This is a genomic window from Bacteroides sp. HF-4919 (genome assembly GCF_018860125.1).
The window spans coordinates 306,016-331,309 of record NZ_JAHKNF010000007.1 but is presented as its reverse complement, the minus strand read 5'-3'; the positions used below and the strand labels follow the sequence as shown (position 1 = coordinate 331,309).

Below are 25,294 nucleotides of genomic sequence, written 5' to 3'. Positions count from 1 at the left end.
TTTCTATTTTTTTATTCCGTTTCTGATTAGTAATGCGTCGATCGTAGGCTCTTGTCCCCGGAAACGTTTGTAAAGTATCATCGGGTGCTCCGTTCCGCCTTTCGACAAAATGTTACTTCGGAAGGAGTCAGCTACGTCTTTGTTAAAGATTCCTTTTTGCTTGAACAGAGAGAACGCATCCGCATCCAAAACCTCCGCCCATTTGTAGCTATAGTATCCGGCCGAATATCCTCCGGCAAATATGTGTGAGAACTGAGTGCTCATACAAGTTTCCGGTACCATAGGCAGTATCTGTGTTTTGGACCATGCCTGGCGTTCGTACTCTTTTACGTCTCCGTCGAATGGAGTGTTGCGGGTATACCATGCCATGTCCAGCAGACCGAAGCTGACTTGGCGGAGGCAGGCATACGCTACATTAAAGTTAGAGGCATCTACCAGTCTCTGGATTAATTCGTCGGGCAAAGGCTCTCCTGTCTGATAATGGCTGGCAAAGGTATGAAGAAATTCTTTCTCGATGCCGAAGTTCTCCATAATCTGTGAGGGGAGTTCTACGAAATCCCAATAGACATTCGTCCCGCTCAGGCTCTGGTAAGTTGAGTTGGCAAACATTCCATGCAAAGCGTGTCCGAACTCGTGGAGGAAAGTTTCTACTTCGTCATAAGTCAACAAAGCCGGTTTGCTTTCTGTCGGCTTGGTGAAGTTCATCACTACCGATACGTGCGGGCGACTGTTCTCGCCTGTGCTTTCTATCCATTGGCCTTTGAATTCTGTCATCCAGGCACCGGAGCGTTTACCTTCACGCGGGTGAAAATCCGTATAGAGCACAGCAAGGAAATTACCGTCTTTGTCCATTACTTCATAAGCATCCACATCCTTATGATATACCGGAATATCAGGGTTCTTGTGGAATGTGATTCCGTATAATCGAGTGGCTAATCCGAAGACTCCCGCTTTCACTTTGTTCAGTTCGAAGTAGGGACGAAGCATCTCTTCGTTGATGTTGAATTGCTGATCCTTCAGCTTGTTGGAGTAGTAGCTCCAATCCCAGGGCATTATCTCAAAATCGTCTCCCTGCTCTTTGCGGGCTAACTCCTGTACTGCTTCATATTCTTTGCGTGCTGTGGGAGTATAAGCATCCAGCAGTTGGTTGAGAAGGGTATATACAGCATCGCTGGTTTCGGCCATGCGTTTCTTCAGTGTATACTCTGCATAATTGTCATAACCCAGTAATTGTGCGATTTCCATGTGGATATTTACTATCCTTTTTACAATTTCCAGGTTGTTATATTCATTATTGTGCGTGCACTTCGTATTGTAGGCCATATAGAGTTCGCGGCGTAAATCGCGGTTGTCGGCATACGTCATGAAGGGAATGTAACTGGGGGCATGCAGTGTGAATACCCATCCATTCACTCCTTTTTCCCGTGCTGTTTCGGCTGCGGCTTCTATAGCACTTTCAGGCAGACCGTCCAGTTGGCTCTGGTCTGTCAGTGCCAGCTGATAGTTGTTGGTCTCTTTCAGGTTGTTTTCGCTGAAGTCCAACGTTAGTTTGCTCAGCTCTCTGGTTAATTCACGGTATTTTTCTTTAGCTTCGCCTTGTAGGTTGGCTCCGCGACGGATGAATCCGTCATAGGCATTTTCCAGAAGTTTCATTTGTTCCGGAGTCAGTCCTAAAGAATCTTTCTGCAGGTATACAGCTTTGATGCGGTTAAACAGTGCCTCGTTCAGGCTGATATTATTGCTGTGCTCACTTAGCAGCGGCATCATTTCCTGAGCAATCTGCTGCAAGTCATCATTAGTTTCGGCACTGCGCAAATTTCCGAATACGGTTGTTACCCGGTCGAGCAATTCTCCGGACTGTTCGTAGGCCAGAATGGTGTTAGCAAATGTGGGAGTTTCCGGATTGTTGACGATGGCATCTATTTCTGCTGCCTGGCGGCTGATACCTTCGCGAATGGCCGGTTCATAATGTTCTGTTTTTATTTTATCAAAAGGAACGGTCCCATGCGGAGTTGTATATTTCTCGAAGAATGGATTTTGTGCATTTGCTATATTTGTCATATCAGGTAATATCAATGTTACATTTACAAAATTACAAATTTCACCACAGAGTATCACAGACTTCCGTATAGTTTTCTTCTTATTTAACGTGTTTCACTGTAGTTTTTGCTATGGGAGACGGAGAGAAGCGCAGAACTGTAAAATATGCGTTCCGTGTCCTCGTACGTCTTTAAGGGTGAGCCGTAAAATAAAAAAAGCTGTTCCGGTTTCCCGAAACAGCTTTCTGTATATTGTATCTTAGCTTGATTATTTAGCAGCGATAACGCGAGCCATTTCACAAACTTTGTTTGAGTAGCCCCATTCGTTGTCATACCAAGAAACAACTTTAGCGAAGTTAGAATCCAAAGAGATACCTGCTTTAGAGTCGTAGATTGAAGTGTTAGCGCAACCACGGAAGTCAGTTGAAACAACTGCATCTTCAGTGTAGCCCAGGATACCCTTCAATTCGCCTTCAGAAGCTTCCTTCATAGCAGCGTTGATTTCTTCCATTGTAGCAGCTTTTTCCAAAACAACTGTCAGGTCAACTACAGAAACGTCAGAAGTCGGAACGCGGAATGCCATACCAGTCAGTTTACCGTTCAATACCGGCAATACTTTACCTACAGCTTTAGCGGCACCTGTAGAAGACGGGATGATGTTTTCCAGGATACCACGGCCACCTCTCCAGTCTTTCTTTGAAGGACCGTCTACTGTTTTCTGAGTAGCAGTAGCAGCGTGAACTGTAGTCATCAAACCTTTAACGATACCGAACTTGTCGTTCAATACTTTAGCGATAGGAGCCAAGCAGTTAGTAGTACAAGAAGCGTTAGAGATAATGTCCTGTCCAGCGTATGAAGTGTGGTTTACACCATATACGAACATAGGAGTAGAGTCTTTAGAAGGAGCAGACATGATAACTTTCTTAGCACCAGCCTGGATATGTTTGCGAGCTGTTTCGTCAGTCAGGAAGAAACCGGTTGATTCAACTACAACGTCAGCATCAACTTCGTTCCATTTCAAGTTAGCAGGATCCATCTCTGCAGTCAGACGGATTTTGTTTCCGTTTACAATCAGAGCACCGTCTTCTACAGCAACTTCGCCTTCAAAACGACCGTGTACTGAATCATATTTCAGCATGTATGCCAAGTATTCAGCATCCAACAAGTCGTTAATACCTACGATCTGAATGTCGTTACCAAAGTTCTTAACTGCTGCACGGAATACCATACGTCCGATACGGCCAAAACCGTTAATACCTACTTTAATCATTTTGTTTAAACTTTTAAGGGTTTTATAATATTTGTTCAAATACTTTTCTAAATTCGCATTTGTTTCATTAGAATGCGGTGCAAAAGTAAGAAAATGTTTTTATATTCGCATATTAAATTCATATTAAATATAAAAAAAGATGGGAAAAAGTACTTTTTTACAAGACTTTAAAGCTTTCGCCATGAAAGGGAATGTGGTGGATATGGCTGTCGGTGTGATTATTGGTGGTGCCTTTGGCAAAATCGTTTCGTCGGTTGTAGCCGATATCATTATGCCTCCCCTGGGGTTACTTATTGGGGGAGTGAACTTTACGGACTTGAAATGGGTAATGAAAGCTGCGCAGTACGGAGCTGATGGGAAAGAAACTGCGGCTGCTGTTACCTTGAATTATGGTAACTTTCTGCAAGCAACTTTCGATTTTCTTATTATCGCTTTTTCTATATTCTTATTTATTAAACTGATTACAAAGCTGACCCAGAAGAAAGCTGAGGCGCCTGCTGCTCCTGCTGCACCGCCCGCACCTACAAAAGAAGAGATATTGTTGACTGAAATACGTGATTTATTGAAAGAAAAGCAGTAATTTTGCGCCAAATTCATAACATATCTATATATGCAAGAGAAAATTATAATACTTGATTTCGGTTCACAGACCACGCAGCTTATCGGTCGCCGGGTGCGCGAGTTGGATACGTATTGCGAGATTGTCCCCTATAACAAGTTCCCCAAAGACGACGAAACTGTCAAGGGAGTGATTCTGTCGGGAAGTCCCTTCTCCGTGTATGACGAGAGTGCGTTCAAGGTTGATTTGAGCGAAATCAGAGGTAAATACCCCATTCTGGGCATCTGCTATGGTGCACAGTTTATGGCGTATACCAATGGTGGCAAAGTAGAACCGGCAGGTACCCGTGAGTATGGACGTGCTCACCTGACTTCTTTCTGCAAGGACAATGTGTTGTTCAAAGGTGTGAGAGAGGGTACGCAGGTATGGATGAGCCACGGTGATACCATTACTGCTGTTCCTGAGAATTTTAAAACGATTGCGTCTACAGACAAAGTGGCTATTGCCGCTTATCAGGTGGAAGGTGAACAAGTGTGGGGCGTACAGTTCCATCCGGAAGTTTTCCACAGTGAGGACGGTACACAGATGCTTCGTAATTTCGTTGTCGATGTATGTGGATGCAAGCAGGACTGGAGCCCGGCATCGTTCATCGAAAGTACTGTTGCCGAATTGAAGGCTCAGTTGGGCAATGACAAAGTAGTATTAGGCTTAAGCGGAGGAGTTGATTCTTCAGTAGCCGCTGTGCTGCTCAACAAGGCCATCGGTAAGAATCTGACTTGTATTTTCGTTGACCACGGTATGCTCCGCAAAGACGAATTCAAGAATGTAATGCATGATTACGAATGCCTCGGACTGAATGTGATCGGTGTAGATGCCAGCCGTAAGTTCTTCTCAGAACTGGAAGGTGTAACCGAGCCCGAACGCAAACGTAAAATTATAGGTAAAGGCTTTATCGATGTATTCGATGAAGAGGCACATAAACTGAAAGATGTGAAATGGTTGGCTCAGGGTACCATCTATCCGGATTGTATCGAGTCTCTTTCCATCACCGGTACTGTTATCAAGAGTCACCACAATGTGGGGGGACTTCCTGAAAAGATGAACCTGAAACTTTGTGAACCGCTTCGTTTGCTGTTCAAGGATGAAGTTCGTCGTGTAGGCCGTGAGTTAGGTATGCCCGAGCACTTGATTACCCGTCATCCTTTCCCGGGGCCGGGGCTTGCGGTTCGTATTTTAGGTGATATTACTCCCGAAAAGGTGCGTATCTTGCAGGATGCTGACGATATTTTCATTCAAGGTTTACGCGACTGGGGATTATACGATCAGGTATGGCAGGCAGGTGTTATCTTGCTTCCGGTTCAGTCTGTAGGAGTAATGGGAGACGAACGTACATACGAGCGTGCAGTAGCTTTGCGTGCTGTGACTTCAACAGATGCCATGACAGCCGACTGGGCGCATTTGCCTTATGAATTTCTCGGTAAAGTGTCAAATGATATTATAAATAAGGTAAAAGGTGTAAACCGTGTAACCTACGATATCAGTTCAAAACCACCTGCAACGATTGAATGGGAATAAGCCGTTTGAAGATGGTATATATAAAAGACAGCCGTTCGGAGAAATTCGGGCGGCTTTCCTTTTTTGATGTACGTACAATGCGATTATGATTTAACAGAAAAGGGACATCCTCACGGACCTCCCTTCCCTTTTTTCCTTTTTTAAACCTTATGTAGTTGCTATAAATCTCTTACCGCAACATTTTATTATTATACTAAAAATCAATACTTAGTAAAATTCTATATTATTATACTTCGTTCCTATTGGAAAACTTTTACTCCAGTGCTTTGCCGGCAGCCATCGGCCAATACGGGTTCTGATACATTACCGTAGTATTGATGTCTTCCGGATTGGTAGCTGTCAGTTGCATGTCTTGTAAACCGATCGGATCCAGATAGTATGCTTTGCGCCAAGTCAGACCGTCATACAACTGGTTGTTTGTTTTCGTTCTGCGAAGCGGGCGTAAATACTTGCTGTCTTCTTTCTGCGAGACATTAGCTTCTGTTGTACCATCGGCAACTACTGCCGAAACTTCTTTACCGTCTACTGTTTTTGTATAGTTCTTGTAAGCGGCATCCCAGAAGTTTACACCTTCAATGATGTAAGGCTTTGTAAGCAGCTGATCCCATGAACGCCATCTTTTCAAATCATCCCAACGCATACCTTCACCGATAAATTCACAACGGCGTTCGCGACGGATATTGTAGAGAGTGGCATCAATCATTTTGTCACCGGAGTAGACTGCCAGGTCGTTTTCCTGTGTCAGATCTGTAGCGGCGATTGTTTTGGTGTAATCTTCATCTACACCGGCACGGCGGCGAAGTGCTTTCCAGTATCCTTGGGCTTTGGCATCCAGCGAACCGGTCTTTTCGTAGCAGGCTTCCATGTAATTCAGGTTAGCTTCTGCCGTGCGGAAAATAATGCAAGCATTGCTTCCCAACAATTCGTCACTCTTACTCTGATCGTCATCGTATGTATAGGCTTTGCGTGGGCGATATCCTGTTACATCACGAGTCTGTTCCTGTTCCGAAATGATACCTGGTTTTTCGAAGTGGATCACTACACCCGTATCAGCCACTGCCGTATTCTTGGTATCAGTAAGTAACGCATCTTTTTCACCCCATACAAACAATTGCAGACGTTCGTCGCGGTCTTGTTTTTCTTCTGAGATGGTAACGTCTCCATGATAGCCTGAGCCGGAAGCATAGATAGGTAAACCGTTCTTCATTACGAAACTATTGATAAGTGCGCGAGTGAGTCCGGTGCGGTCACCGTTCTTCAAACGTGCCGGAACGCAATGGGAAACACTCAATGATTTGATATATTGTTTCCACAACAACACTTCGTTGTAACCGGAAGCATCGGGGGTACTGAACATTTCGAAATATGGATTCCAGTCATATATCTGTCCGTATTCAGGACCCATCACATGAGAATTTTCCGTCAGTGTGCCCCGATCGGCTACTGCTGCGGCAGCGTTCATGGCTTCGGTCAGGAAGAAGTCTATTTCACCTGCGATATTAAAGGTTTTACCACTGTTGTAACTCATCTTAGCACCCGGCCAATCCGTATCTCCCGGTACGCGTCCTGTCCCTTGGTGATATTTTTCAAAAGTGGCTTCAAACAGAGCGACTCTCGATTTAAATAACTGAGCCACCTGTTTGTTGATGCGTTGATTGTCTTTAAAACCCTGATCTTTCAAGCGGCTGATAGCAGTATCCAGATCTTTGAGAATAAAACGGGCCACCTCGTTACGGGGTGCACGTTTGCTGTTTTCAATCAATACTTCGTTTTGGTCCGGCAATACTTTTTCAATAATTGGATAATCTCCGAATTTCACTAAAGCATTGTAGTAGGCCAGTGCCCTGAAAAAATAAGCTTCGCCAATATAATGGCTCAACTCTTCGGCAGAGCCTTGGATGGTACCGGCTTCTTCTTTAGGTAACACTTGCTCAAGCAAATAGTTCCAGGTACGAATACGATTTAGCGGGGTTTGTATTGTTTTACCTTCACTTACTTGCCAGTTGCCTGCAAAGTAATTCAGGTTACTTTCATCAGCCAACAGGTTGTCCGTGTTGGCATCATTGCGTTGTACACCCGAGTTCCATGCTGTCTGATGATACATTTTGGTACCATTGGAGTTTTCAAGATAGTCATTATAGTAATTAATGATATAGCTTCCTACCTGGTCCACCGTAGTGAAGTAGGCTTCCGGAGTCACTTGGCTGAGTGGTGCCCGATCCAGGAAGTCTTCACACGAAGTCATTGCCAATCCGCCCATTCCTATTAATGAGCAGAAGTATATATGTTTTAATTTTAGTCCCATAGTTCGTTCGATGAATTAGAAGTTAACATTTAAACCGATTGAAATAGTTCTCTGCAACGGATACAGTTTTCCATCACCCCAGTCGCTACCCAGCAATTCCGGGTCGAATACACCACTGATATCAGATAACGTCAGCAGATTGTCTCCTGATACATAGATACGTACTGACTCCATAGCGGCTTTCTTGGTCCATGCTTTCGGCAAAGTATATCCGATTTGCATGTTCTTCAGACGGCAATAAGCAGCATTTTGCAGATAACCGCTTTGTGTGCGCTGGTTTTTGTCGGTGTTGAAGTAAGGTTTCGGATAGTAAGCTCCCGTGTTGGCTCCCAGAGGGTCACCTTCCGGGCGCCAGTAATCCATGTGCTCTGTGAAGGCGGCAGATTGCCATTGTCCGCCATTGGCTCCCCAGAAGTACGGGCCGTCCAGCCAGTAGTCTCTTTTCATTACCCCTTGCAGGAAGATAGAGAAGTCGAGGCCTTTCCAGGATCCGTCCAGTGTTAAACCAAAGTTGTAGCGCGGAGTATTATTGCCGATTACCTTCAGGTCACCGTGGTCGTTCAGTGTGTTTGAGCCGTTGTTAACACCATCTTTACCGTCGATATTGCCATACATGATGTCACCTGCACCCCAGGCTGTTCCCCAGTTCGGTGTACCGCCATTTGCCAAATGCTTATCCATTTCTTCCTGGCTCTGTGCGATTCCTACTGTTTCGTATCCCCAGATATCTCCAAGAATCTTACCGCCATAGTGTTTATCCAGAGACATTGTCGGATTCGGATACTTCAGGATTTTACGCATGTTGTCCGACAGTACAAAACGAACACCGTAGTTGAATTGTTGAACACGGTCTCTCCATGAGAGTTCGAGTTCCCATCCGTAAGACTTCATGTCACAGTTGTTGATGGCAGGAGCGCTGGCACCCAAAACAGAAGGTAGTGTAGGAGCCGGGCCGATCATGTCGTAAGTGTAACGGTTGTAGTAGTCAAACGAACCGGTCAAGCGGTTATTGAACAATCCCCAGTCGAGACCTACGTTCCATGATTCGATGGTTTCCCATGTCATCAAGCTGCTAACGATGCCCGGAAGACCTGCTGTGTTCTGTTTTTTACCGCCCAGCAACCATCCTGAAGAGGCTGTTCCGGTTGGCATATTCTGATAGAACGGATACCATGCGTCTGTATTGTCCGTATTATTGTTACCGAGCTGTCCCCAAGAACCTCTCAGTTTCAATGTGCCGACCACTTTGGTCAACGGTTCGAAAAATGTTTCGCGTGCAATGTTCCATCCGGCAGAGAATGAAGGGAAGAGTCCCCAGCGTTTGTCACCGATAAAGCGGGAAGAGCCGTCGTAACGTAAGTTAGCTTCCAGCATATAACGTTCTTTGTAGCTATAGTTGACACGTCCGAAGAAACCGGCGATAGCTCTTTCACGTTGCCATGCGCTGGCCTTTTTGTTGTCTTGAGTCAATCCCAGTGAGGGAACTTCCGGACTGATCAGATCTGTACCGAAACCGGTCAGGCCGCTTGGACGATAAAGTTCGGCATTGAAACCACCCATAACTTTAAAGTAATGATCGCCCAGTGTTTTGGTGAAGTCCGAATAGATGTTGGTAGAGAAGTAGTCTTCGTCTTCACGTGAATCCTGCACTTCCGAATAACCTGCGGCACCACCGTTCCAAGAAAGAAGATATGGTTCGTTGTTTACATCGTAAGCATAAATAGGCAATACAGCCCAATGTTGTTTGCGGATATATGTGCGCATACTTCCTTCTGCCACGATGCGCCAGTCTTTAACCGGTTCGAAAACAGCCTGTAACTGTTGCGTATACCAGTTCTTCTGGCTTGTCTGTTTACCTCCGTCTTCCAGCTGAACGATTTCCATGTCACGCTGGTAATGTCCATTCGGGTCAATTACCGGGCAAGTCGGCCAGCGGCGTGCAATATTGTGGAAGAATAAACCGGTCAGGTATGTCGGGCGGTGATAGTCCTCACGTGTCCATTTGCTGGTATAATTCAAAGTGACCCAGTCTGTCAGCTTTGCCGAGATTTTTGCATTCAGGGTGTAACGGTTGAATTTGTCTTCACCATGTTTCAGCAAGCCGGTCTGGTCAAGGAAACTTCCACTGATCATGTAAGTCAGTTTCTCAGTACCTCCACTGATGCTGAGGTTATGTTCTGTAGAAGGTACCCAGTCGCGGTAAAACTCGGAGAACCAGTCAGTGTTGGCAAAAGCACCGCCGTAATTTTGCCACTTCCCATCGGTTCCGGCTACGGTTCCGTAGTATTCGGGTTGTGTCGGGTCAGTGTATTTTCCATCGATGTAGTTTTTAATTCTGGTCATGGCATCGTCGTTAAACACCGGATTACCTCCACCATTTGTACTTGCTCTGTTAAAGTATTGTGCGAATGTATAAGAGTCTACCATTTCGGGTACTTGGATCGCGTCCGAGAAACGTACATTACCCGAGTAGTTGACTCTGGTTTTACCGGCTTTACCGCTTTTGGTTGTGATCATGATAACACCAAACGAAGCACGTGCACCATAAATAGAAGAGGAGGCAGCATCTTTCAATACCGAAATATTTTCAATATCATTTGGATTTACTGTGTTCATATCGCCTTCGATACCGTCAATCAGCACTAATGGACTGCCACTTGAACCTTCGCCTATGGTACCACCACCGCGAATATTGATATTCAGGCTACTGTCCAGAGTACCACCACTGCTTCCCACTGACATGTTTAATCCCGGGATTACACCTTGAAGTGCTTGAGATACGTTTTGTACTGGACGAGACTCAATCACTTTAGAGTCCACCATGCTGACAGAACCGGTCACATTGACCTTTTTCTGTGAGCCATAACCCACTACGACCACTTCATCCAACTGTTGTGAATCTTCTTTCATCGTAATGTTGATAGGAGAGCCGTCTACCTTCACTGTGACGGTTTTGTAACCGATAAATGAAATTTCAATTGTGCTTCCTTTAGGGGCGTCGATAGAGAATTTTCCATTCAGGTCCGTGATTGTACCTGTATTGTTTGCCAGGACTTTTACGGATACGCCGATCATGGGTTCTCCGGTTTCGTCCACTATTGTACCTTTTACTTTGGTGTTGGCTTGCTGTACAGTTTCAATTCCGTGTTCTTCGTAAGTATTGGCTGCTGCTTGCTGCGGTGTTGCGCACCATAGCATGATAGAAGCAGCGATTGCCATTTTCAGGCGATTTGTTTCTCGAAACCGGATTAGGCTCGGAAACAGGTTAGTTTTTTCTGTCATACACTAAATTGTTCGGTTAAACATAAATTTGAATAGTTTGTTTTTAGGTTTTCCGATGGAGCTTGGTCGCTTCGGAGTTTGAGTTTAAAGTTTCTTTCTGTTTTTTTATTTCATAAGCTTATCGAATTAGGGTTGTTGTATTTCTCCTGTATTTCCTTTCTCGTTTTTCTCCTCTCTGAACTGTGCTGATAATGCCAATCTCTTTCATTTTTTTATTAAGTACTCCAGGTACTTAATAGATCATGAAGCAATAAACTTGTTTATCGAAGTTCCAGACGCGACTAAAATCATAATTTATTTAATCCCTGAATTTTATTTTGTCTTCCCTGCTTTGGGATTTGCCTATTAGAAACCGAATTATGGGCTTTTAGCGATAACATTGTGTATTACTAATAGTCTACTTTGTTTTGTGAATAGTTGAGGCTTTTATAAAACCCGAGAACATATTTTATGATATAAATAAAAAAATGCTTCTCAATTTATCGTTTATTAAAAGTTCTTCTTATCTTTGCCTCGAAACAGAGTGACTTGTTATGAATACAATGTATTTGTTAACTTAATATTAGGTAAAGATATTCTGGGCCATTAATCATAAATAAGTACCTGGAGAACTTTGCTATTCTTTCCGTCTTTTTATTCCATCTTTTTTATTTCTCTTAGTGACTGAAGTTCTTTTCACTTCCCGATAATTCATATTGTTTGCTGTTTTGATTCTCTTCTGATTTCAAAGGAATTCAATAAGGATTTACTGTGAGTCTCTATACACGGTTGACGAGTGGCGGGGAGTGGCTTTCGTATTATCAGAGCGGAGATAGTGAACACAAAAAAGGGTATCCTCACGGACACCCTTTTCCAATTTTCCTTTTTTAAACCTTATGGTGTTGCTATAAATCTCTTACCGCACAACACCTTATTTATTATACTAAAAATCAATACTTTTTATTCTATTGCAACCCCATTGGATACTGTTGGCCAGTATGGGTTTTGATATAAAACAGATGTTTCTACTTTTTCATCAAGTGAAAGTAATTCCATTTCGCGAATTGGAACAGGACGTAGATAATTAGCTTTAGCCCATGTGAATCCATCGAATGCAGGATTGTTTTTTCTAACAATAGAGAAAGGACGCAGATATTTGCTAATAGTACGAGAAGAAATGTTAGCTTTTGCATTATCCGGATCATCTATTATTGAATTGTCTGTCCCCGGATCAAATGTTTTATAGGCTTCTTCCCAAAAGTTATATCCTTCGGGAATAAATTTATTTGTAATCATTTGATCCATTGCACGCCAACGTATCAAGTCATCCCAGCGCATACCTTCACCTATAAATTCACAACGACGTTCCCGGCGTATATTATATAAAGTAGCGTCTACCGTTTTATCCCCGGAATATTTTGCTAAGTCCGTTTCTTGAGTCAGGTCAGTAGCATCAATAGTAGCCTGATAGTTCGTATTTACTCCTGCACGTTGGCGGATTGCTTTCCAATAATCTGCGGCTTTTCCCGAAATGTTTCCGTTCTTCAGATAATAAGCTTCCAAATAGTTGAGATGGGCTTCTACACCACGGAATACGATACATCCTGTAGTAGCTTGACTTTGTCCCGAGTAAATCTGAGTATGATCATAAGTCAGGCATTTACGGATGCGATAACCTGTTTGATCACGTATCTGGGTTTCTGCCGGAATTAGGTTCGGTTGTTCAAATTCATGTAATAGTCCGTCACCATCATAATTTGAAGGTAACATATCGTTTTCGCCTAATAAGAATAACTGTAAACGTAAGTCGCGATTTGCTTTTACTTTCATAATTGTTACGTCTCCCTGATATGTATTGGTTGCATACCAAGGCAATCCATTTTCCATTAAGAAGCAGTCCACATAACTTTTCAGCATGCCATTGTTTCCTCCCGAATAGATGTAGGCCGGTGTCCCATGAGTAATGCTGATATCGGCAGAACGCAAATAATCTTTCCAGAACAGAACTTCAGAATATTTGCTCATATCTTCGGCTGCAAACATTTCAAAATAATCATTCCATCCATTGATAGCATCTGCGCTTTCCGGATTGATCAAGCCACTGTTGGAAGTTAGGGTTATAGCATCGGCTACTTGCTGTGCGGCATCCATAGCTTGATCCAAGAAGAAGTTTATTTCACTTGCCACATCAAGAGAGAAATTTGCATGTACTGATTTTCCTGGCCATGTATCGTCTCCCGGTACACGTCCTGTGCCTTTATGGTATTTTTCAAAGGTAGCTTCATATAGTGCTACACGTGATTTGATGAGCAATGCACATGCCTTGTTCAGGCGGTTGTTGTTATTAAAGCCTTGTTCGTGCATATATTCAGCAGCCTTATCCAGATCTTCAAGGATAAACCGTGCTACCATATTGCGTGGCTGGCGTACGGATTTCTCCATCAGAATCTCTTTCTGGTCGGGAAGCACCTCTGTGATAATAGGATAATCACCAAACATTTGTAACTTTTGGAAGTAAGTCCAGGCACGGATGAAGTACATTTCTCCAATGTAGTGCTTGATATCGGCTTCTGAGCCTGAAATGGAACCGGCTTCATATTTAGGAAGCACTTGTTCGAAGAAATAGTTACAATAACGGATTCTCGAGAAATTCCAGTTGTCTCCATCGTTGTTAGGTACTTTCCATTGTCCTTTTTCAAAATAAGAGGCACTATATCCTCCGGCTACCATATTATCAGTGTTCTTGTCGTTATTTAAGGTACCTGCACTGAATCCCCCGTGGGTTGAAAACAGTCCGTTGTACTGTGAAATGGTATAGGCTGCCAGATGGTCTACCGTTTGGAAATATTCTTTCGGGGTCACAGAAGCAAGGGGTTCCCTGTCAAGGAAATCATTACAGGAAGAAAGCATTATTGCGCCTCCTGCCATAAAGAATGTTTGAATAAAGATATTTTTTAGTTTCATATTTCCCATATTTTAGAAGTTAACATTCAAACCTACAGAGATAACACGCTGTAGTGGGTATAACTTGCCAGAGTTGGCATCATAAGTACTGCCTAATGCTTCCGGGTCGAAAATACCTGTAATATCAGAAATCGTCAACAGGTTGTCTCCTGAAACATAGATGCGTACCATTGACAGGCCAGCTTTATTGGTCCATGCTTTCGGAAGTGTATATCCAACCTGTAAGTTTTTCAGGCGGCAATAAGCGGCATTCTGCAGATAACGGGTTTGCGTTTTCATATTTCTACTGTCGTTTTTCAGGACACGTGGATAATAGGCATTGGTGTTTGCGCCCAATGGGTCACCTTCGGGACGCCAGAAGTCCCAATGTTCTTTATATCCGGCAGCATGCCATTCGCCTGTACCGCTCATACCCCAGAAGTAAGGACCTGTCAACCAATAGTCGCGTTTGGCTACACCTTGGAAGAAGGCACGGAAATCGATGCCCTTCCAAGAAGCATCCAGAGTAATACCGTAGTTAAAACGCGGAGTACTGTTACCAATAATTTTCATATCTCCCGAGTCTCCCAGTTTATTGCTGCCGTTATCAATTTTTCCATCTCCGTTCAGGTCCTTGTACATAATGTCACCGGCACCCCACTTACTTCCCATAGATGACTGATCAACTTTAGCCAAGTGTGCATCCATTTCTTCCTGACTTTGTGCGATTCCCTCGGTTACGTATCCCCAGATATCATTTAATTTTTTGCCTTTATAATAGGCAGATCCACTTAAACTTTTGGAATCATTCGGATAGCGGAGAAGTTCTTGTTGTGCATCCGATAATACAAATTTTACGCCATATGCAAAGTCTTTGATGCGGTCTCTCCAACCAACTTCTAATTCGAAACCATACGATTTCATATCCGAGTTATTTATTTTAGGAACTCCTGTCCCCAAAGAGTTTGAGAGTTCGGGAGCCGGACCAATCATGTCATAAGTGTAACGAACAAAGTAGTCAAACGATCCGGTAAAACGGTTATTGAATAATCCCCAATCCAAACCAACATCCCATGTTTCGATGGTTTCCCATGTTTTAAGTGAACTCACGATACCCGGGAGATTCGCATAATTGGGGCGTGTGCCATTCACCAGCCAACCGTAATTGCTGCCTACCGGCATTGTTTGATAGAATGGATACCATGCGTCTTTCGTATCTGTATTGCCTAATTGTCCCCATGAGCCTCTAAGTTTCAGTGTACCAATGTTACACTTCTGGGCTATTTGTTCAAAAAATGGTTCACGTGCTACATTCCATCCGGCAGAGAATGAAGGGAAAAATCCCCAGCGTTTGTCTCCGATAAAGCGTGAAGAGCCGTCATAACGTCCGTTTGCTTCAACCATGTAACGATCTTTGTAGTTGTAATTGATACGTCCAAAGAAACCGGCGACTGCATTTTCTGCGTAACCTCCCGATGCGTTCGGGCTTTCGGTAGCAGTATTGATTGTAGGTACGGTAGGAGTAATCAATGTGCTTTTTTCTCCTGATACATTTCTTGTTTTGTAGAGTTCGGAGTTGAAACCCAGCATTACCTTAAAATAATGTCCACTGTCGAATTGTTTAAAGTAGTCGCTATAGATGTTGGTGCTATAATAATTTTCTTTGTAGGCATATTCATTTACCTTGGACGAGCCTATAGGATAATCGCCCCATTGTACGCCATAGGGTTCACCATATTCATTATGTGCATAGATTGGCAATACATCCCAATGTTCATTGGTGTTGGTGGTACGTAAGCTACCTTCTACATTGATTTTCCAGTTTTTGATGGGTTCAAAAACAAATTGAATCTGTTGGGTATTCAGATCTTTTTGATTTTTTTGTTTACCACCATCTTCCAACTGGATAATTTCCATACCATCCAATGGGTAGCCATTGGGGTCGTAAGCCGGACAAGTTGGCCAGCGGCGTGCAATGTTGTGGAAGAATAAGCCTGTCAGGTAAGAAGGTCTTTCGAAGTCTTCCCGTGTCCATTTGGTAGAATAAGAGACTCTCAACCAATCAAAAACTTGAGTAGTGATACGTCCATTTACCGTATAACGCTGGAAGGTATCAGAACCGTGACGGAGTAATCCGTTTTGGTCAAGGAAGCTTCCGCTGATGCTATATTGTGTCTTTTCATTACCGCCACTGATACTCAGATTATGATCTTGTGAAGGTACCCAGTCATCATAAAATTCCTTGAACCAGTCTGTATTTGCGTTGGCACCACCATAAGCATTCCAGTGATGATTGTTGGGGTTTGCTGTGGTAGTTGTAGTGATTTTACCATCCATGTAATCTTTAATACGTTGCATAGACTCGGCACTGAAGATGGCACCTTCACCTACATTTTCGGAACCACGATTAAAGTACTGTGCAAAACGATAAGAGTCAAGCATCTCTGGTACACATAAGGCGTCTGAAAAACGTACATTTACCCCATAGGAAACAATCGGTTTACCGGCTTTTCCTTCTTTGGTCTTAACCAGAATTACGCCAAATGCGGCTCTGGCACCATAGATTGAAGCAGAAGCAGCATCTTTTAATACCGATACTGATTCTACATCATTGGGGTTCACTGAATTTAAGTTGCCTTCGATACCGTCTATCAATACAAGAGGAGAAGAACCGGATCCGTCGCCAATGGTACCGGCACCGCGGATGTTGATGTCCAGGCTACTGTCCAATGCTCCGCCGCTGTTTCCAACTGAGAAGTTCAAACCCGGTACCACACCTTGTAGGGCTTGTGATACATTTTGTACCGGACGGGCCTCAAGCACTTCGGAGTTGACCATACCTACGGCACCTGTCACATTGACTTTTTTCTGTGAACCATAACCTACAACGACCACTTCATCCAGTTGTTGCGAGTCCTCTTTCATGGTAACGTTAATAGGAGAGCCGGTTGCTTTTACTGTAACGGTTTTGTAGCCGATGAACGAGATTTCGATACTGCTTCCTTTGGGGGCATCGATAGAGAATTGCCCTTGCAGGTTGGTAATCGTACCTGTGTTATTTGCCAGGACTTTAACGGATACACCGATCATCGGTTCTCCGGTTTCGTCCACTACTGTACCTTTTACTTTGGTGTTGGCCTGCTGTACAGTTTCAATCCCGTGTTCTTCGTAAGTATTGGCTGCTGCTTGCTGCGGTGTTGCGCACCATAGCATGATAGAAGCAGCGATTGCCATTTTCAGGCGATTTGTTTCTCGAAGCCGGATTAGGCTCGGAAACAGGTTAGTTTTTTCTGTCATACACTAAATTGTTCGGTTAAACATCATTTTGAATAGTTTGTTTCTTAAATTTTCCGGGAAATCGGTTTCTTCGGAATCTGTGTTAAAGTCTTTTCTCTGTTTTATTTCATAAGCTTCTTTATTAGGGTTGTTGTATTAATTGTGATTTATGACTTATCTTTACAATTATTCCTAATCCCAAGTTTCTGTTAAGTTCTGATGGTACTTAATCGATTATGACAAACAGAAGTATTGTGAAAGGAGTACGGACAAGTGTTGAATACTAAAACTGCTATCTGTTGTATATTAGTTGGTTATAGTAAATATCGGTTGTCTATAACAGTACCTATAACTCTAATTTATTAAATTACCGAGAGTCTACCTTATTTTTTAAAGGAGTGAGTTATTATATCTTGCCCGAAATGTTTTTTATGATATAGCTGAAAAAACAGAAGCGCTGTTTGTGAATTATTAAAAGATATTATTATCTTTGTGCCGTTAATAGCTTTTTGTTACGAATAAAATGTGTTTATTAACTTAATATTAGAAAAACCATTGATGGCGAAAAGAAGTTATAGTAAAGTACCATCAGAACTTTGCTATTTTTTATTTTTCTTGAATTACTTCTCTTTTTTTATTTCCACGACCAATCTCTCTTATCTTCAATCCCAATAAACAATTGTGAATAATATATCTGCTCTTATGGACTACTGATATGGACAGGGCAGGAGACTCTGTAAATGCAACCGGCATTAACGACGAATGCTGCCGTCATTTAAGGTGACAGACGGTTGCTTTAATAATCTGGCCTTTGTGGCGACGGAAGTGGCTGTTATGTGTAATAAAGACCCTATTTCAGTGTATTTTTTGTGGTTTCGGTCTTTTCTTTGCACACTTTTCATGCTTTTATGCAGAAAATCTATATCTTTGCAACCTAATTTAACATTAAAAGGTATGAGTTACAATTTGTTGAAAGGAAAAAGAGGTATTATTTTCGGTGCATTAAACGAGCAGTCTATTGCCTGGAAAGTAGCCGAAAGAGCCGTTGAAGAAGGTGCTGTTATTACATTATCAAATACTCCTGTTGCTGTCCGCATGGGACAGGTTTCTGCTTTGTCTGAGAAGTTGAATTGCGAAGTGATTGCTGCAGATGCCACTAACGTAGAAGATTTGGAGAACGTATTTAAACGCTCGATGGAAGTTCTCGGTGGTCAGATTGATTTTGTATTGCACTCTATCGGTATGTCACCGAACGTTCGTAAGAAACGTACTTACGATGATCTCGACTATAATATGTTGAATACTACCCTGGATGTTTCAGCTGTTTCATTCCATAAAATGATCCAGGCTGCCAAGAAACAAAACGCAATTGCCGAATACGGTTCTATCGTGGCATTGAGTTATGTAGCTGCACAGCGTACTTTCTATGGATACAACGATATGGCTGACGCTAAGGCATTGCTTGAATCTATTGCCCGCAGCTTTGGTTACATTTATGGTCGTGAGCACAATGTACGTGTAAATACGATTTCTCAGTCGCCTACCTTTACCACAGCCGGTTCCGGTGTGAAGGGGATGGACAAACTGTACGATTTTGCCAACCGCATGTCTCCGTTGGGCAATGCTTCTGCCGACGAGTGTGCAGATTATTGCATCGTAATGTTCTCTGATCTTACCCGTAAGGTGACCATGCAGAACCTGTTCCACGATGGTGGTTTCTCGAGTGTTGGTATGAGTCTTCGGGCGATGGCTACTTACGAAAAGGGTCTGGACGAATATAAAGACGAAAACGGTAATATCATTTACGGTTAAGGCAATGAAAATACGGAAGAACTATATTCTCCTTGTTTTGCTAAGTCTGCTTTTCGCATCCTGCCGGGTGGGGAAGGCAGAGCCTGTCGCAGACCCAATGGAGGAAGAGGGGATTTCCGTAGTCAGATATGATAAGCTGTTGGACGAATACGTTCGTTTCAACAGCTTTTCTGCTTTACAAAAAATGAATCTGGAATATTCTCTGCCTACTAAACTGCTGATTGAAGATGTACTGGCCATCGGGCAGGTAAGTGACGATCATATATTCCAGCGACTGAAAACATTCTATTCGGACACCACTCTGATCCGTCTGATAGAGGATGTGGAAACCAGATATCCCGAATTGGGATCTGTCGAGAAAGAGTTGACCAAAGGCTTCGGGAAACTGCAAAAGGAAGTGCCGGATATCATGATCCCCATGATATACACACAAATTTCGGCATTCAATGAATCCATCGTTCTGTCCGACAGCGTACTGGGCATCAGCCTTGACAAGTATATGGGTGAAGATTATCCGCTTTACAAGCGTTTCTATTATGGCTATCAGCGACGCACCATGCGTCCCGACCGGATTGTACCCGATTGTCTGGTGTACTATCTGATGAGCCAGTATCCTTTCCCGATGGATTACTCCCGTACACTGCTCGATGTGATGATGCACTTCGGTAAAATTAATTATGTGGTGCAGCACCTGTTGGATTATTCCTCTTCGGAAGAAGCATTGGGCTATTCGGATGTAGAGAGAGAATGGTGCAAAGAGAACCAGCAGCAGATGTGGAGATATATTCTTGAAAAAGATCATCTGCATGCAACAGATCCGATGGTGGTACGCCAATATACCCGTCCGGCTCCTTTCACTAATACTCTGGGCGAGAATGCGCCTTCGATGGTGGGTACCTGGATTGGTACAAAAATCATCACTTCGTATATGAAACATCATAAAAAAACAACCTTACGGCAATTGCTCGAAATGAACGATTACGAACGTATGTTCACCGAATCTCGTTTTAATCCGTAAAATTCTTATTATAAAAATCCCTTGTTCATGGATACCGCTCTCTATCTTTTGCCCGTTACATTGGGCGACACTCCCATCGAGTCTGTATTACCACCCTACAATAAAGAAATTATTCTGGGAATCAAGCATTTTATTGTCGAAGATGTCCGTTCGGCCCGCCGTTTCCTGAAAAAGGTGGATCGTGAGATTGACATCGATTCGCTCACCTTTTATCCCTTAAACAAGCACACTTCTCCTGAAGATATTTCCGGTTACCTGAAACCGTTGATCGGTGGATTGTCTATGGGAGTGATTTCGGAAGCCGGTTGTCCGGCCCTTGCCGATCCGGGAGCCGATGTCGTGGCTATTGCGCAACGTAAGAACCTGAAGGTAGTGCCGTTGGTGGGCCCTTCGTCTATCATTCTTTCTGTGATGGGATCGGGATTTAACGGACAAAGCTTTGCCTTTCACGGATATCTGCCTATAGAGCCGACTGAGCGTGCCAAAAAGCTCAAAGCTCTTGAACAACGGGTATATGCCGAACATCAGACACAGCTGTTTATAGAAACGCCCTATCGGAATAATAAGATGGTGGAGGATATTTTGCATAACTGCCGTCCGCAAACACGTCTTTGCATTGCAGCTAATATCACCTGTGAGGGTGAGTACATCCGCACCAAGACCATCAAAGAGTGGCAGGGAAAAGTGCCCGACCTGACTAAGATACCTTGTATTTTTCTCTTATACCAATAACCTGTTTCAGGTGTTCATATTCCAACTCAAAGCATTCGCTGAAGAAGTGAGTGCCTAAGTTGTGTTCTATCTGTTGGAAAGTCCACAGTTTTCCTCCTTTGAACCGTGGATCGCAGAGGATAGAATCATCTTCCATTTCGACAATAAACAGATAAATCAGACGGTTGGTCTGTGCATTTTCGAAATGATAGGAGATGGTAAATGTAGGTTTCAGATCCGAAGCTTTTGGGAAAGCATTACTCAATAAGCGGTTGGCACCTTCGGCCAACGTCTCTCCGTACCGGAGGTAACATTCCATCGGTATATCCACTTTGAACTTGTCGAGAATACAGCTTTGCGGACGATTGCAAAGAAATAGCATGCCGTGGGTAGAAACGGCAATGCGTATTACCGGGTTGATATAAGCATTCTTGTAGTTGATGGCTTCTACGGCCAGGCTTTTTCCAATGACGTCGCCACGGGTGTTGACGATGGGTACATATTCTGTATGGGCCATTACATGATTAAAATAACGGATGCCTATCTGGTTGAACAGAATGCTGAGGATGAATATGGCAGGCGGCAATATGTGGTAAAGCACCAGCGTGGAAGTCGGAGTGAGAGGGTGTGCTATCAGGATAGTCAGACTGATAACGGCAAAGTGCAGAATACCCAGAATCAAAACAACCCGTGCCGATACGACAGCCGATTCCGCTCCCTGGGCAAACAGGCGGCGGTTGCACTGGGCACTCTGGCGCAGGTAGTGGTTAATGAACCTTCTCCTGTGTAAGAAAAGAATAACCATTGGAATCAGTATACTGACTTCAAGTGTCAGGGGCAAAGCTCCTACCGGGACAAAATCTCCGGGAATGAGACTTGCCAGAGTCAGTAGTGTCAAAATTCCCGTAGAGATATAAAGGATAAAATTGGGTATGCGCGCCCCTTTACGGGACAGGGACCTGTATGAAAAGATAAGTCCGATACCTGTACCGATATAGATTGATATGTCCTGTGTTATAAATTCGCATAAAAGGATGGAAACAATAACAGGGATAAAGCCCAATGACATATTAAATGCGGAAGAAAGTACTCCTTTGTTACCCATATGTTTTTTATTGTATTATTTTGCCGTTTACTTGTAAAACAAACAAGGAGCCTGTTATGTTCTTACTACTTCTTATTAAATCGGATATGTTTCTCCGCATGATATGATGAACGTACTAATGGTGCGCTTTCTACTTGTTCGAATCCCTTTTTGAGCCCTGTTTCTTTATAGATGGCGAATTGTTCCGGGGTAATGTATGCCACAACCGGATAGTGTTTATGGGTTGGTTGCAGGTATTGTCCGATGGTGAGGATTTTGCAACCGACGGCAATCAAGTTGTCCATTAACTCCTCCACTTCGGCAGGAGTTTCGCCCAAACCGACCATAATACCCGATTTGGCTGTTGTACCGCTCTCGGCTATCTGACGGATCACCTCCAGGCTGGTGTGATAATTGGCCGCACTACGCACTTGTGGGCTGATACGTTTTACGGTTTCCATATTGTGGGAAATGATTTCCGGACCGGCTTCTATCACTTGGGAAACCAGTTCCTTGCGCCCCTGGAAGTCGGGGATCAGTACTTCTGTGGTCGTTTCCGGATTCAGGCGTTTGATTTCACGAATTGTTTGCGCCCAATGGGCGGCGCCCAGGTCGGGTAAATCATCGCGGTCCACCGATGTGATGACTGCATGTGAGAGCTTCATCAAGGCAACCGATTCCGCAACGTGCAACGGTTCGTCAGGGTCCAGAGGCAAAGGACGCCCGGTCCGGGTATTACAGAATTTGCAACTGCGGGTACAGATGTCACCGGCAATCATGAACGTGGCCGTACCTTTTCCCCAGCACTCGCCCATGTTGGGGCAGCGCCCGCTGCTGCAAATGGTGTGCAGGCAGTGCGATTCGACAATACGTTTGGTTTCCGTATAGCGTTCATTGGCTCCGATACTGATCTTAAGCCATTCGGGTTTGCGTACCCGTTGATCGTTTCCCATATGATAGTACTGTTTTGTTTAATGATAGAGAGGCTGTCTCAAAAGTTATATTCACCACAGATTACACAGATTAACACAGAATTAGTTTTCAAGTCGTTGATTATCAACATGAATAATCTGTGTTAATCTGTGTAATCTGTGGTGAACTCTGACATCTCTTCGAACGGTTTCTTATAAATTGTTCAGGAAAAAGTTCGTTAACCTCGTATACAGATGGTTTCGGGTATTTCCGCCATAAATGCCGTGATTCCGGTTGGTATATACCTGCATGTCGAACTGTTTTCCAAGCTGCACCAGGTGTTCGGCATATTCGGTACAGTTCTGGAAGTGAACGTTGTCATCTGCCATACCGTGTACCAAAAGCAGGTTTCCATGCAAGTTGTCTGCACGGCTGAATGCTGAGGCAGCTTTGTAGCCTTCGGCATTTTCTTTCGGAGTACGCATGAAGCGTTCGGTATATACAGTATCGTAATATTTCCAGTCTGTAGGTGCGGCAACAGCGACTCCGGCTTTAAATACCGGTGTACCTTCGCTCATACTCATGATGGTCATGTATCCGCCGAAGCTCCATCCCCAGATGCCGATGCGTCCTTTGTCCACATAAGGCAGGCCACCCAGATATTTGGCAGCTTCCACTTGGTCTTTTGCCTCTTTTACGCCCAGGTTCAGATAGGTGCACTTCTGGAATTCGCTTCCACGACCTCCTGTGCCGCGACCGTCCACACAAGCCACTACGTAGCCAAGACTTGCCATGTATGTTTCCCAGCTGATTCCCCATTTGTCCAGAACCTGTTGCGAACCCGGACCGCTATACTGGAACATCAGTACCGGATAGCGTTTTGAGGGATCGAAGTTCACAGGTTTCATCATCCATCCGTTCAGGTCTACTCCCTCTGTGGTCTTGAAAGTGAAGAATTCCTTTTGCGGTATGGCATATCCGGCTAACTTTTCTTTCAGTTTATCATTGGTCACCAGAGTTTTCAATACTTTACCCGTATTGTCATTCAGTGTAATCAGCATCGGAGTATCAAGGCTGGTAAACTTGTTCATAAAATATTTCATCGAACTGCTGAAGATCGGGCTGTTGGTTCCTTGCTGATTGCTCAGTTTCACTTTCTTGCCTTTACGGTCTATCTTGTATACAGCCTGGCGCATCGGACTCTCTTCGTTGCTGGTGTAATAGAACTCGTTGGTATCCGGATTCCATCCGATGAAGCTTTTTACTTCATAATTGCCGCTGGTCACCTGCTTAATCAGGTTGCCGTTCATGCTATACCAGTACAGGTGCGGATATCCGCTCTTGTCGCTTACAAAACTGAAATTGTCCGGATAGAACCGGATGTTGTCGAATACGTTCTCGTTGATGTAATAAGGAGATTCATCACGTAAAGCCAGCTTGCATACTGTACTGCGGGGATCGGCAAAATACATGTCGAAGCGGTTTTGATGACGGTTCAGCGTCATAATGGCCAGTTTGTTCGGATCTTGTGTGAAACGGATGCGTGGGATATAACCATCGGCGTCTATCGGCAGTTTTACCTGACGGGTCACTTTTGATTTGATGTCGAACGTATGTACCGATACCTTAGAGTTGGGATAACCTGCCTTGGGATATTTGTACGTATACTCGCCTGGGTAGTCCTGCAACGCATTGTTGCGTGGAGCCTCGCCGGCAAACAGCGGGAAAGTGTATGATGGCACTTCCGACTCGTCGAAGCGGACATAAGCCAGCATGGTATTGTCGGCATTGAACTCCAGAGCACGGTTGAAACCGAACTCTTCTTCATATACCCAATCGGGAATACCGTTCAGCACGCTGTTCAGTTTGCCGTCTTCCGTCACCTGCGATTCGCTGTTGCCATACAGGAGCTTCACCAGGAAGATGTTATTGTCGCGGACAAATGCCACCAGATTGCCGTCCGGTGAGAATACCGGAGCTTGCTGCGGGCCGCCATCCGAGAGTTTTTCTACGATATTGTTGGTAGTAACCCCTTTGTCGTTCCGTTTCACCGGATACAGATAGTGGACTGCCGTATAAGAGTGACGGTAGATAGGGGTTGTTTCCGTTGCAATCAGAATTTTTGATCCGTCCGGTGAAAACTGATAGCTGTCGAATTTCTTGAAAGGACATTCGCGAGCTTTGGCCACATCGAATACCACTTCCACCGGTTCACCCGTGCGGAAGGAATATTTCACGATTTGTGTGCCTTCGGCATTTCTTTGTGTGTAGTGTTCGCCGTCCGGCATGGGAACCACACCATAGATGTTTTCGGGACTGAACTTGCCTGAGTTGATCTCTTTCAGGTCGAGCGCTTTGCCTCCTTGTGCGAAGCCGGCAAGGCAGCACAGACAGAAAAACAGAAAAATGAATTTTCTTTTCATTGGCTTTAGATGATTTTTAGGTTGTTTCTATAGTGCCGGCAAAGGTAAGGATAAACGGTGAGCCTTCAAAACGAGAGGGTTAAAATATCTGTGAAATAGCGTTCGG

Annotated in this window: 14 protein-coding genes; 5 read left to right on the top strand and 9 right to left on the bottom strand. The window is 43.9% G+C overall.

The features are described 5' to 3' along the window. Window positions 1–3: 3 nt before the first annotated feature. On the bottom strand, window positions 4–2,061 hold the full coding sequence (locus KO473_RS14230) for a M3 family metallopeptidase (protein WP_122130490.1): 2,058 nt from the start codon (window positions 2,059–2,061) through the stop codon (window positions 4–6). Between the two features lie 246 nt (window positions 2,062–2,307). After that, complete coding sequence (gene gap, locus KO473_RS14225; protein WP_005775699.1) at window positions 2,308–3,309, bottom strand: type I glyceraldehyde-3-phosphate dehydrogenase; 1,002 nt, start codon at window positions 3,307–3,309, stop codon at window positions 2,308–2,310. A gap of 139 nt (window positions 3,310–3,448) precedes the next feature. Between gap and mscL the strand changes: the two genes are divergently transcribed. Both mscL and guaA read left to right on the top strand, forming a co-directional pair. Continuing rightward, window positions 3,449–3,889, top strand: coding sequence for a large-conductance mechanosensitive channel protein MscL (gene mscL, locus KO473_RS14220; RefSeq protein WP_005775701.1), 441 nt, complete (start codon window positions 3,449–3,451; stop codon window positions 3,887–3,889). A 30-nt stretch (window positions 3,890–3,919) separates the two neighbouring features. Next, complete coding sequence (gene guaA, locus KO473_RS14215; RefSeq protein ID WP_005775702.1) at window positions 3,920–5,443, top strand: glutamine-hydrolyzing GMP synthase; 1,524 nt, start codon at window positions 3,920–3,922, stop codon at window positions 5,441–5,443. A 253-nt stretch (window positions 5,444–5,696) separates the two neighbouring features. Here guaA and KO473_RS14210 read toward each other — a convergent pair whose 3' ends face one another. From KO473_RS14210 to KO473_RS14195, 4 genes are all read right to left on the bottom strand, one after another. Then, the gene (locus KO473_RS14210; RefSeq protein ID WP_005818572.1) at window positions 5,697–7,748 is read right to left on the bottom strand and encodes a RagB/SusD family nutrient uptake outer membrane protein; all 2,052 of its coding nucleotides are present in this window, start codon (window positions 7,746–7,748) and stop codon (window positions 5,697–5,699) included. A 15-nt stretch (window positions 7,749–7,763) separates the two neighbouring features. After that, window positions 7,764–11,030, bottom strand: coding sequence for a TonB-dependent receptor (locus KO473_RS14205; RefSeq protein WP_032537336.1), 3,267 nt, complete (start codon window positions 11,028–11,030; stop codon window positions 7,764–7,766). A gap of 939 nt (window positions 11,031–11,969) precedes the next feature. Further along, entirely contained in the window at window positions 11,970–13,973 is a 2,004-nt protein-coding gene (locus tag KO473_RS14200) for a RagB/SusD family nutrient uptake outer membrane protein (protein WP_005818574.1), read from the bottom strand. Window positions 13,974–13,985: 12 nt separating this feature from the next. Beyond that, on the bottom strand, window positions 13,986–17,249 hold the full coding sequence (locus KO473_RS14195) for a TonB-dependent receptor (protein WP_032537337.1): 3,264 nt from the start codon (window positions 17,247–17,249) through the stop codon (window positions 13,986–13,988). 933 nt (window positions 17,250–18,182) lie between these two features. Here KO473_RS14195 and KO473_RS14190 point away from each other — a divergent pair. Genes KO473_RS14190 through KO473_RS14180 form a run of 3 tightly spaced genes read left to right on the top strand, consistent with a single transcriptional unit; the run spans window position 18,183 to window position 20,790 of the window. Next, window positions 18,183–19,040, top strand: a complete 858-nt coding sequence (locus KO473_RS14190) for an enoyl-ACP reductase (protein ID WP_005775707.1) — start codon at window positions 18,183–18,185, stop codon at window positions 19,038–19,040. A 4-nt stretch (window positions 19,041–19,044) separates the two neighbouring features. Then, window positions 19,045–20,058 carry a gliding motility lipoprotein GldB gene (gene gldB / locus KO473_RS14185; RefSeq protein WP_005810107.1) on the top strand — a complete coding sequence of 338 codons (1,014 nt, stop codon included), beginning with the start codon at window positions 19,045–19,047 and terminating at the stop codon, window positions 20,056–20,058. 27 nt (window positions 20,059–20,085) lie between these two features. After that, complete coding sequence (locus KO473_RS14180) at window positions 20,086–20,790, top strand: SAM-dependent methyltransferase (RefSeq protein WP_216035131.1); 705 nt, start codon at window positions 20,086–20,088, stop codon at window positions 20,788–20,790. On the opposite strand, the gene KO473_RS14175 is transcribed toward KO473_RS14180, so the two are convergent. From KO473_RS14175 to KO473_RS14165, 3 genes are all read right to left on the bottom strand, one after another. Continuing rightward, window positions 20,756–21,874: a hypothetical protein gene (locus tag KO473_RS14175; RefSeq protein ID WP_005775711.1), complete on the bottom strand. Its 1,119-nt coding sequence runs from the start codon at window positions 21,872–21,874 to the stop codon at window positions 20,756–20,758. The two genes, KO473_RS14180 and KO473_RS14175, sit on opposite strands and share 35 nt — an antisense overlap. 65 nt (window positions 21,875–21,939) lie before the next feature. Then, window positions 21,940–22,806, bottom strand: coding sequence for a lipoyl synthase (gene lipA, locus KO473_RS14170; protein ID WP_122130486.1), 867 nt, complete (start codon window positions 22,804–22,806; stop codon window positions 21,940–21,942). A 171-nt stretch (window positions 22,807–22,977) separates the two neighbouring features. Then, window positions 22,978–25,188 carry a S9 family peptidase gene (locus tag KO473_RS14165; protein ID WP_005810100.1) on the bottom strand — a complete coding sequence of 737 codons (2,211 nt, stop codon included), beginning with the start codon at window positions 25,186–25,188 and terminating at the stop codon, window positions 22,978–22,980. Between the last annotated feature and the right edge of the window lie 106 nt (window positions 25,189–25,294).